Origin of the sequence: Enterobacter sp. WPR_3_1, from assembly GCF_003635055.1 — a bacterium.
Taxonomy (GTDB): Bacteria; Pseudomonadota; Gammaproteobacteria; order Enterobacterales; family Enterobacteriaceae; genus Enterobacter; species Enterobacter ludwigii.
The window spans coordinates 172,224-182,988 of the sequence record NZ_RBXU01000013.1 but is presented as its reverse complement, the minus strand read 5'-3'; the positions used below and the strand labels follow the sequence as shown (position 1 = coordinate 182,988).

Sequence of the window (10,765 nt, the reverse complement as noted above, 5' to 3'; positions counted from 1 at the left end):
CGGCCCCTTAGTGAGCGGTTTCCGCGTGGCTCATGTCCATGCCTTCCATACCTTCGTGTGCGCTATGCTCACCTTCAGGCTGGGTCATGTCCATGCTCTTGCCGTGATCCATAAATTTGCCAATAACGTCTTTGAACAAATCGGGTTTCACGTTAGAGAAGTACTCCACCTTGTTATATTCGCTAGGTGCTGCCACTTTTTCGAACGCCGCCATGTCAGACATGGTGTTTGGAGACTGCTTCGCTTTTTCAACCCACTGGTCGAAAGCGGCACGGTCTGGCGTCGCGATAGCTTTGAACTTCATACCTGAGAAGCCCGGGCCGCTATAGCTGGCGGAGATACCATCGTAGGTGCCTGCTTCATTCGCGATCAGGTGCAGGTTAGTCTGCATACCGGCCATCGCGTAAATCTGGCTACCCAGACGTGGGATGAAGAAGGAGTTCATTACGGAGTTGGAGGTCACTTTGAACTGAACCGGAGTGTTCGCCGGGAAGGCGATTTCATTCACGGTGGCAATGCCCTGTTCCGGATAGATGAAGAACCATTTCCAGTCCATGGAGACCACTTCAATGGTAATCGGTTTTTCATCGTGAACCAGCGGCTTGCTTGGCTCAAGTGCGTGAGTGGTTTTCCATGTCAGTACGGCAAGGAACAGGATGATCAGGATAGGTACCGTCCAGACCACAGCTTCCACTTTATTGGAGTGTGACCAGTTAGGGCTATACTTCGCATCTTTATTGCTCGCACGATACTTCCAGGCGAAACCAACAGCCATCAAAATGGCTGGAATAACCACAATCAACATCAGGCCAAAAGCCGTCAATATCAGTGAACGTTGTTCCAGTCCAATCTGTCCTTTGGGGTCAAGTAGTGCAGAATCGCAGCCACTGAGTAATACAGTGCCTGCGAATAATGACAACCATCCCAAACTTTTATTGTATTTCCTGAGTCTCATTTAACGACCTCAATTCCACGGGAGTCTGGTGGCGTTTAAAGTGTGGGGGCATTTTACGGGAAGGTTACATTACTGTAAACATCATTAGACCTGTGTCAGGAAGGTGTTACCGGGTTCTGCCGCACATGTCACAAGTGTTGCAAATTATGTCGCTTTTTAAGACGTAAGCCGCATGGCATGGGCTTTATAACGAAAGGACCCCCAAGCATACCCTAAAAGGGGCAATTGGTATAACCATTGTGAAAAATAAACAAAAAATTAACAATTAATTATCAATAAAAAGACAACTAAAAAACGAAAAATCAAACTCTCTGATGCTGAATCGTTTAATGAAAAATAGCGTTCTGCAATTGACTCCAATAATTTCCGAATCCTATCCCGCACAAAACAACAAATATTTTTTTTAGCGGCTGGCGGCTATTTCACCGTTATAATTTCGGTTCGTGATTACAACGGGAAATAACCTTTCGGATTTTACTTCAGGTTAACTGCGTTTTACGCAGCGCCATGAAATCGAGCAGCCCGCCAGTCAGGATCCCGGCAACCGCCAGCAGCGCGCCGGCATCCAGCAGAAGCGCTTCGAGAGGCAGTACCAGAGAGGTGGTGGCATTAATAATGAGCACCACGAGCCACAGCACCAGGGCAAAGCAACCCGCCATTAACAGTCGTAACGCAAAACGGTAAGCGCGATGATATTCCGTGCGTGGCATAAAGTGTTCTGTTCGCTGGGTATATTCCAGCGTCTGGCGACAGACCAGTAGCAATAAGAGTCCAGGCACTGCCGCTACCACTGAGAAGAGGTAGAACGTTGGCCAGCCATGGGCTTCAACAAACCAGCCGGCAATCGGCCCGACATACACGCGACCAACGGCGGAAAGCGCCGAGAGCAGAGCGAACTGCGTCGCGGAAAACGATTTGTTGCACAGGGTCATCAGCAGGGCAACAAACGCCGCTGTCCCCATACCGCCGCACAGGTTTTCAAAAAACACCGCGGCGCCCATACTGATCATATGCTTATCCGTCACCGACAGCAGCCAGTAACCGGCGTTCGATGCCCCCTGCAGGATGCCGAAGATCAGCAGTGCGCGAAAGAGCGTCAGACGCTGCATTAATACGCCGCCGTACAGGGCCCCGACAATAGTTGCAAACAACCCGAGCGTTTTGTTCACCACGCCGACTTCGCCGGCATCAAACCCGACCCCGCGAATTAAGAAGGTGGTGGTCAGGCTCATCGCGAAGGCATCGCCGAGCTTATAAAGGACGATTAACAGCAGGATAAGCCAGGCGTTGTTGCGGCCAAAGAAGTCGCGAAGAGGTTCGGCAACGGCCTGCTCCAGAGAACGTGGAACCGGGATCACATCGCTCGGTTCGGGGGCGAGCAGGGTGGCAATAATACAGGGGATCAACAGGGCGGCCATCAGCCAGTACATGCCCTGCCAGCCGAGATAACGGTCGGCCACCCACAGCGCCAGACCACCGGATACCAGCATCCCCAGACGATAGCCCAGCACGCTAATGGCTGCGCCGGCTCCCCGCTCTTCTGCAGGCAACACGTCCGTCTTCCAGGCATCAAAAACGATATCCTGCGAGGCAGAACAGAAGGCGATTACCACCGCAAGGGCGGCCATCCAGCGAAGCTGCGTCGTGGGTTCAAGAAAGCCCATCGCCGCGATTGCGATCAGCAACAGGACCTGGGTCATCACTAACCAGCCGCGACGACGGCCCAGGAACGGCGGGGTATAACGGTCCATCACCGGCGACCACAGGAACTTAAAGACGTAAGCCTGGCCGACGAGGGAGAAGAAACCAATGGTTTTGAGATCGATATTCTCGACGGTCATCCAGGCCTGCAGCGTGCCGGAGGTGAGGGCGAGAGGTAAACCGGAGGCGAAACCAAGGATCAGCAGGATGGCTGATTTAGGTTGCTGGAAAATGCGTAAGTAATGACTCGACATGTTCATATAAAGCTGACCCGGTGAAACACCGGGTCAGGAAGCGGGATTAACGCGCGTTTTGCTTGATGAAGTCGTGGATGCTGGTGTCCTGCGCCATATCGGAAATGGTGTCAGTCAGCACGCTGTTAACCGCGTTAGCAATATTTTTGTTGGACGCCTGGAACGCGCCTTCAACAGAGTAGCTCGCACGGTAGTTTTTGGTCATCTTGTTGCCGTTCTTCGCGGTCGCGATGATGGCGATATCCGCTTTGGTGGAGATGTTGTAGCGAACGTTACCCTGGGACACGTCAGCGTACAGGTTGTTCACGATGATCTGCAGATCAACCGCACCGCTTGGGCCAATCATATAGCCGCGGGAAGTCATCTGTTTCTCGAGCACTTCCTGCAGCAGGAAGCGCAGGTCGCGTGAGGCGGTCAACGTCACCTGCTGGTTGTCGCGGGTCACTTTAGCCAGGGCTTGATCCTGACGCTGATCGGCACCGTTAATGCTCACGGTTACGCCCATCAGGCTAGGATCCTGCTGAGGCAGGGTAATCTTAGGGGAGACATCAATGGTTGTAGGCGGGGTAGCGCAGCCTGCCAGCATAAAAAGTGCTACCAACGGAAAGAAGAGTTTTTTTAACATTTTCAGGTTCTCAACGAATCGTAAGCATTACAGAGAAAAATTGCCGCCATCATAACATCGCTAACGGCCAGGGGAAGTGGTCAACGCATGTAAATTCATCGCCTTGTCCGAAAACTGACCAGCCCCGCCTTTTTCTCCACGCGCGAAGGTCAAAAGGTATGAGTCTCACAGTGAACTTCATTCGTCTGAATGAGAAAATAAGACGAAAGCTAAATATTTGTTGTCTTGTTGTAATGGAAACGGTAAAAGCGGCTAATATTTAAAGGGATGGGTGACATCCTGGCGTTGTCGGAGGAGTGATTTCATGATGATACGTGAACAGATAGAAGATAAATTAAGGGCAGCGTTCAACCCTGTGTTCCTCGAAGTCGTCGACGAAAGCTATCGTCATAACGTGCCGGCAGGTTCTGAAAGCCACTTTAAAGTGGTTCTGGTCAGCGATCGCTTCACGGGAGAACGTTTCCTGAACCGACATCGCTTGATCTACAGCACCTTGACGGAAGAACTCTCCACAACCGTACATGCGCTGGCATTGCACACCTATACCATTAAGGAATGGGAAGGCTTGCAGGATACGGTATTTGCATCGCCGCCGTGTCGCGGCGCAGGCACCATCGCCTGATAAATCGGATTTGCAACGGCTGGAGCTTTTCCAGTATGTTGCATACAGATTTCCTCAAAACGGCCTCCGGGCCGTTTTGTTTTGTCTGAGTTTTGAGCGGATGGTGCGTTTTTAAGGCTAAAAATAGCCTTAAAGTGTGAAAAAAGCCGCAGCAACATGCCCCAACCGTTCTCGACTCACCTAAGTGATGCCGCTATAATGCCGCGTCTTAATGAATGTCTTCGGGATGATTCTGGCGACAGGGAATGTGAATCTGCACTAAGAGAGCATCCCGGTATAACAGACAGATTCAGAGTTGACCGAGCACTGTGATTTTTTTGAGGTAACAAGATGCAAGTTTCAGTTGAAACCACTCAAGGCCTTGGCCGCCGTGTAACGATTACTATCGCTGCTGACAGCATCGAAACTGCTGTGAAAAGCGAGCTGGTCAACGTAGCAAAAAAAGTACGTATTGACGGCTTCCGTAAGGGCAAAGTACCGATGAATGTTGTTGCTCAGCGTTATGGCGCTTCCGTGCGTCAGGATGTGCTGGGTGAACTGATGAGCCGCAACTTTATTGATGCGATCATCAAAGAAAAAATTAATCCGGCCGGTGCGCCGAATTACGTTCCAGGCGAATACAAACAGGGCGAAGACTTCACCTACTCCGTAGAGTTCGAAGTGTACCCGGAAGTTGAGCTGAAAGGTCTGGAATCTATCGAAGTTGAAAAACCTGTTGTTTCCGTGACTGACGAAGACGTTGACGGCATGCTGGACACTCTGCGTAAGCAGCAGGCGAACTGGAAAGAGAAAGAAGGTGCTGTTGACGCGGAAGACCGTGTGACCATCGACTTCACCGGTTCTGTAGACGGCGAAGAGTTCGAAGGCGGTAAAGCGTCTGACTTCGTACTGGCAATGGGCCAGGGTCGTATGATCCCAGGCTTCGAAGACGGTATCAAAGGTCACAAAGCGGGCGAAGAGTTCACCATCGACGTGACCTTCCCGGAAGAGTACCACGCTGAAAACCTGAAAGGTAAAGCAGCGAAGTTCGTTATCAACCTGAAGAAAGTTGAAGAGCGCGAACTGCCTGAACTGACTGAAGAATTCATCAAGCGTTTCGGCGTGGAAGATGGTTCTGTAGCCGGTCTGCGTACCGAAGTGCGTAAAAACATGGAACGTGAGCTGAACGGCGCTGTACGTAACCGTGTGAAATCTCAGGCGATTGACGGTCTGGTAAAAGCGAACGAAATCGACGTTCCGGCTGCCCTGATTGACAGCGAAATCGACGTTCTGCGCCGTCAGGCTGCACAGCGTTTCGGTGGCAACCAGCAGCAAGCGATGGAACTGCCACGCGAGCTGTTCGAAGAGCAAGCTAAACGCCGCGTTGTTGTTGGCCTGCTGCTGGGCGAAGTGATTCGTACCCACGAGCTGAAAGCTGACGAAGAGCGTGTGAAAGGCCTGATCGAAGAGATGGCTTCTGCATACGAAGATCCATCAGAAGTGATCGAGTTCTACGGTAAGAACAAAGAGCTGATGGACAACATGCGCAATGTTGCCCTGGAAGAGCAGGCTGTTGAAGCGGTACTGGCGAAAGCGAAAGTGACCGAAAAAGCGACCTCTTTCAACGAACTGATGAACCAGCAGGCGTAATTTCGCCCCCAGGGTTTAAAGTTTGAACAAAAAACCCGTTGCCTTCCGGCGACGGGTTTTTTTTATCACGGCTTTACCCCAGGAAGAGTGCTAAAACGCCCTTTCAGTGTTAGCGTAACAACAAAAGGTTGTTATGCTTGAAATAGGGCAGTATGAACCCCATAAGTGTGTAATCACGATGATTGAGACTGGCTGATAATCCGTCCGTAAGGTTACAATCAGTACAGCAGGTGTTTTCAATTTTGATCCAGGAGACGGAAATGTCATACAGTGGCGAACGAGATAACTTTGCACCCCATATGGCTCTGGTGCCAATGGTTATTGAACAGACCTCACGTGGTGAGCGTTCTTTTGATATCTATTCCCGTCTGCTCAAGGAGCGCGTTATCTTTTTGACCGGCCAGGTGGAAGACCACATGGCTAACCTGATCGTGGCGCAGATGCTGTTTCTGGAAGCGGAAAACCCGGAAAAAGACATTTACCTGTACATTAACTCCCCGGGCGGCGTGATCACGGCAGGTATGTCCATTTATGACACCATGCAATTCATCAAGCCAGATGTCAGCACTATCTGTATGGGTCAGGCTGCATCTATGGGTGCGTTCCTGTTAACCGCAGGGGCTAAAGGTAAGCGTTTCTGCCTGCCAAATTCCCGCGTGATGATTCACCAGCCGCTGGGGGGTTATCAGGGGCAGGCGACGGATATTGAAATCCACGCCCGCGAAATTCTGAAAGTAAAAGCGCGCATGAATGAACTTATGGCGCAGCATACGGGTCAATCTCTTGAGCAGATCGAGCGCGATACCGAGCGCGATCGTTTCCTCTCTGCCTCTGAGGCTGTTGAGTACGGCTTAGTCGACTCCGTTTTGACCCATCGTAATTGATGCCCGTGACGCGAGTGTGCCGCTATACTCAGGTAGGGCGGCATGTTGCTAAAAGCAGCTTGCGTCTGAAAATGGCATTTGCGTCGTCATGTGCGGCACAAAGAACTTAAAAAGAGGTTTGGACTCATGACAGATAAACGCAAAGATGGTTCGGGCAAACTGCTGTACTGCTCTTTTTGCGGCAAAAGCCAGCATGAAGTGCGTAAACTGATTGCCGGGCCGTCCGTGTATATCTGCGACGAATGTGTTGACTTATGTAACGACATTATTCGCGAAGAGATTAAAGAAGTAGCACCTCACCGCGAGCGCAGCGCGCTGCCAACGCCGCATGAAATTCGTCATCATCTTGACGACTATGTCATCGGTCAGGAGCAGGCGAAAAAAGTGCTCGCCGTGGCGGTATACAACCACTATAAACGCCTGCGTAACGGTGATACCAGCAATGGCGTAGAACTGGGTAAAAGTAATATTCTGCTGATCGGCCCAACCGGCTCCGGTAAAACGCTGCTGGCTGAAACGCTGGCGCGTCTGCTGGATGTTCCGTTCACAATGGCCGATGCCACCACCCTGACCGAAGCCGGTTATGTGGGTGAGGACGTAGAAAACATCATCCAGAAACTGCTGCAGAAATGCGATTACGATGTACAGAAAGCGCAGCGCGGGATTGTTTACATCGATGAGATCGACAAGATCTCCCGTAAATCTGACAACCCGTCCATTACCCGTGACGTATCGGGTGAGGGCGTGCAGCAGGCGTTGCTGAAGCTGATCGAAGGTACGGTTGCAGCCGTTCCACCGCAGGGTGGCCGTAAACATCCTCAGCAGGAGTTCCTGCAGGTTGATACGTCCAAGATCCTGTTCATCTGTGGTGGTGCGTTTGCCGGTCTGGATAAAGTGATCTCTCACCGTGTTGAAACCGGCTCCGGCATTGGTTTTGGCGCGACGGTGAAAGCCTCGTCCGAAAAGCCGAACGAAGGCGAGCTGCTGTCACAGGTTGAGCCAGAAGACTTGATCAAGTTTGGTCTGATTCCTGAGTTCATTGGCCGTCTGCCTGTTGTGGCAACGCTGAACGAACTGAGTGAAGACGCGCTGATTCAGATCCTGAAAGAGCCGAAAAATGCGCTGACCAAGCAGTATCAGGCGCTGTTCAATCTGGAAGGCGTTGAGCTGGAATTCCGTGACGAAGCGCTGGACGCGATTGCCAAGAAAGCGATGATCCGTAAAACCGGTGCGCGTGGCCTGCGTTCTATCGTGGAAGCGGCGCTGCTTGACACCATGTACGATCTGCCGTCGATGGAAGATGTTGAGAAAGTGGTGATTGATGAGTCGGTCATTAGCGGCCAGACCAAGCCATTGCTGATTTATGGCAAGCCGGAAGCGCAACAGGCATCTGGCGAATAATTCACCAAATCATACAAGCAGTTAATCAAAAAGGGGGGATTTTATCTCCCCTTTTATTTTTCCGTATACGCGGCGTTGAATGTGTGGGAAACATCCCCATATACTGGATACATGTTAATGGTTATGTGAAGCACAGTGACATGACCAGTTTACCTGGCGGACACTAAACTAAGAGAGAGCTCTATGAATCCTGAGCGTTCTGAACGCATTGAAATCCCCGTATTGCCGTTGCGCGATGTGGTGGTTTATCCGCACATGGTCATACCCTTATTTGTAGGGCGGGAAAAATCTATCCGTTGCCTCGAAGCCGCCATGGATCATGATAAAAAAATCATGCTGGTGGCGCAGAAAGAAGCATCAACGGATGAGCCGGGTGTAAACGATCTTTTCACCGTCGGGACCGTGGCCTCTATTTTGCAGATGCTGAAGCTGCCTGACGGCACCGTTAAGGTGCTGGTAGAAGGCTTGCAGCGTGCGCGTATTACCACCCTGTCTGACGATGGCGAGCATTTCTCTGCCAAGGCAGAGTACCTTGAATCACCTCAGCTGGATGAGCGCGAGCAGGAAGTGCTGGTGCGCACCGCGATTAGCCAGTTCGAAGGCTATATCAAGCTGAACAAGAAAATCCCACCAGAAGTGCTGACGTCGCTGAACAGCATCGACGATCCTGCGCGTCTGGCGGACACCATCGCTGCACACATGCCGCTGAAGCTGGCTGACAAACAGTCCGTGCTGGAGATGTCCGACGTTAACGAACGTCTGGAATATCTGATGGCGATGATGGAGTCTGAGATCGATCTGCTGCAGGTTGAGAAGCGTATTCGTAACCGCGTTAAAAAGCAGATGGAGAAATCTCAGCGTGAGTACTATCTGAATGAGCAAATGAAAGCCATTCAGAAAGAGCTCGGCGAGATGGATGACGCGCCGGACGAAAACGAAGCGCTGAAGCGTAAGATCGACGCGGCGAAAATGCCGAAAGAGGCCAAAGAGAAAGCCGAAGCAGAACTGCAGAAGCTGAAAATGATGTCTCCAATGTCGGCTGAAGCGACCGTCGTGCGCGGCTATATCGAATGGATGGTTCAGGTTCCCTGGAATGCCCGCAGCAAGGTCAAAAAAGACCTGCGTCAGGCGCAGGAGATCCTGGATACCGACCACTACGGCCTTGAGCGCGTGAAAGACCGCATTCTTGAGTACCTCGCAGTCCAGAGCCGTGTGAACAAAATCAAAGGCCCGATTCTGTGCCTGGTGGGACCACCGGGGGTAGGGAAAACCTCTCTGGGTCAGTCCATCGCCAAAGCGACCGGACGTAAGTATATCCGTATGGCGCTGGGTGGCGTACGCGATGAAGCGGAGATCCGCGGTCACCGTCGTACCTACATCGGTTCTATGCCGGGTAAACTGATCCAGAAGATGGCGAAAGTGGGCGTTAAAAACCCGCTGTTCCTGCTCGATGAGATCGACAAAATGTCTTCGGACATGCGTGGCGATCCGGCGTCTGCTTTGCTGGAAGTTCTTGATCCAGAACAGAACGTGGCGTTCAGCGATCACTACCTCGAAGTGGATTACGACCTGAGCGATGTCATGTTTGTCGCGACCTCGAACTCCATGAACATTCCGGCGCCGCTGCTGGACCGTATGGAAGTGATTCGTCTCTCCGGTTATACCGAAGACGAAAAACTGAACATTGCGAAACGGCACCTGCTGCCGAAGCAGATTGAGCGTAACGCGCTGAAAGCCAACGAGCTGACCGTTGAGGACAGCGCGATTATTGGCATCATCCGCTACTACACCCGTGAAGCGGGCGTGCGTAGCCTTGAGCGCGAAATCTCTAAACTGTGCCGTAAGGCGGTTAAACAGCTGCTGCTGGATAAGAGCCTGAAACACATCGTGATCAATGGCGACAACCTGCATGCCTATCTGGGCGTTCAGCGCTTTGACTATGGTCGCGCGGACAATGAAAACCGCGTGGGCCAGGTCACCGGTCTGGCATGGACGGAAGTGGGTGGCGATCTGCTGACCATTGAAACCGCCTGTGTCCCGGGTAAAGGCAAGCTGACCTACACCGGCTCTTTGGGTGAAGTGATGCAGGAGTCGATTCAGGCCGCGCTGACCGTGGTACGCGCGCGTGCGGAGAAATTGGGCATCAACCCTGATTTCTACGAGAAACGCGATATCCACGTGCACGTGCCTGAAGGGGCAACGCCGAAAGATGGCCCAAGCGCAGGTATTGCCATGTGTACCGCACTGGTTTCCTGCCTTACCGGCAACCCGGTGCGTGCCGATGTGGCAATGACCGGTGAGATCACGTTGCGTGGCCAGGTGCTGCCAATCGGTGGGTTAAAAGAAAAACTGCTGGCGGCACACCGTGGTGGGATCAAAACCGTATTGATCCCTTACGAAAATAAACGCGATCTGGAAGAGATTCCGGACAACGTGATTGCCGATCTGCAGATTCATCCTGTGAAGCGAATTGAGGAAGTTCTGACTCTCGCCCTGCAGAATGAACCTTCCGGAATGCAGGTTGTAACCGCAAAATAGTGACCTCGCGCAAAGAGCGTCAATAAAAGTAAGGCTGGTAAGTCATTTCGCACTTGCCAGCCTTTTTTTGTATAGCTAATTTAGATTGCTGATTAGGCCAGCCATCAACAACGGGTGTTGTAAGGTCATGGCAGGCCTGATATAACTGCTGCGCGG

Annotated in this window: 8 protein-coding genes; 5 read left to right on the top strand and 3 right to left on the bottom strand. The window is 51.8% G+C overall.

Translation table 11 applies throughout. The annotated features are described in order from the left end of the window. Nucleotides 1-7 precede the first annotated feature (7 nt). From cyoA to BJ887_RS18960, 3 genes are all read right to left on the bottom strand, one after another. Nucleotides 8-955 carry a cytochrome o ubiquinol oxidase subunit II gene (gene cyoA / locus BJ887_RS18970; protein ID WP_008503322.1) on the bottom strand — a complete coding sequence of 316 codons (948 nt, stop codon included), beginning with the start codon at nucleotides 953-955 and terminating at the stop codon, nucleotides 8-10. A 479-nt stretch (nucleotides 956-1,434) separates the two neighbouring features. Further along, the gene (gene ampG, locus BJ887_RS18965) at nucleotides 1,435-2,910 is read right to left on the bottom strand and encodes a muropeptide MFS transporter AmpG (protein ID WP_025204965.1); all 1,476 of its coding nucleotides are present in this window, start codon (nucleotides 2,908-2,910) and stop codon (nucleotides 1,435-1,437) included. 46 nt (nucleotides 2,911-2,956) lie between these two features. Then, nucleotides 2,957-3,535, bottom strand: a complete 579-nt coding sequence (locus BJ887_RS18960) for a lipoprotein (RefSeq protein ID WP_014168866.1) — start codon at nucleotides 3,533-3,535, stop codon at nucleotides 2,957-2,959. A 304-nt stretch (nucleotides 3,536-3,839) separates the two neighbouring features. On the opposite strand from BJ887_RS18960, the gene bolA reads away from it, so the two are divergent. The 5 genes from bolA (at nucleotide 3,840) to lon (ending at nucleotide 10,609) form a co-directional block, all read left to right on the top strand. Beyond that, nucleotides 3,840-4,157, top strand: coding sequence for a transcriptional regulator BolA (bolA, locus tag BJ887_RS18955; protein ID WP_013095855.1), 318 nt, complete (start codon nucleotides 3,840-3,842; stop codon nucleotides 4,155-4,157). Between the two features lie 330 nt (nucleotides 4,158-4,487). Then, a complete protein-coding gene (gene tig / locus BJ887_RS18950; protein WP_014168868.1) occupies nucleotides 4,488-5,786 on the top strand; it encodes a trigger factor in 1,299 nt (432 codons plus the stop codon). Nucleotides 5,787-6,046: 260 nt separating this feature from the next. Beyond that, on the top strand, nucleotides 6,047-6,670 hold the full coding sequence (gene clpP, locus BJ887_RS18945) for an ATP-dependent Clp endopeptidase proteolytic subunit ClpP (protein ID WP_020885210.1): 624 nt from the start codon (nucleotides 6,047-6,049) through the stop codon (nucleotides 6,668-6,670). A 126-nt stretch (nucleotides 6,671-6,796) separates the two neighbouring features. Next, nucleotides 6,797-8,071 (top strand): ATP-dependent protease ATP-binding subunit ClpX, encoded by a 1,275-nt coding sequence (gene clpX / locus BJ887_RS18940; RefSeq protein WP_020885209.1) that lies wholly within the window; start codon nucleotides 6,797-6,799, stop codon nucleotides 8,069-8,071. 183 nt (nucleotides 8,072-8,254) lie between these two features. After that, nucleotides 8,255-10,609, top strand: a complete 2,355-nt coding sequence (gene lon / locus BJ887_RS18935; protein ID WP_014168872.1) for an endopeptidase La — start codon at nucleotides 8,255-8,257, stop codon at nucleotides 10,607-10,609. Nucleotides 10,610-10,765 lie beyond the last annotated feature (156 nt).